Raw genomic sequence first — 262 nt, 5'->3', positions numbered from 1 at the left:
TCGAGTATTTCACCCTGCTCGCCGAACTGCTGAAGCGCAATCCTCCCTACGAAGCCGACGCGCCCATGCTGGAGAAGTTGGCCGAGATCGGCATCGTGCCCGGACAGGATTTCGACAAGTCGAAATTCGATCCCGCTTTCGCCAAGCGCCTTCCGCAGATCGGCTTCGCCAAGATCATGCTCCACTTCAAGTTCAGCGATGGAGACATCAAGGACATCGACGGCTGGGGCTTCACCACCAAGACCGGCATATACGGCACCAA

At 57.6% G+C, this 262-nt stretch carries 1 pseudogene; it reads left to right on the top strand.

The annotated features are described in order from the left end of the window. Positions 1-262 (top strand): annotated as a pseudogene (locus D8676_RS26635) (hypothetical protein); the annotation flags it as partial.

The sequence above is a fragment of the Mesorhizobium sp. YM1C-6-2 genome, assembly GCF_003666685.1.
Lineage (GTDB): Bacteria > Pseudomonadota > Alphaproteobacteria > Rhizobiales > Rhizobiaceae > Mesorhizobium_K.
Note: the sequence above shows the minus strand (reverse complement) of the source record. Positions and strands in the feature narration are given on the sequence as shown.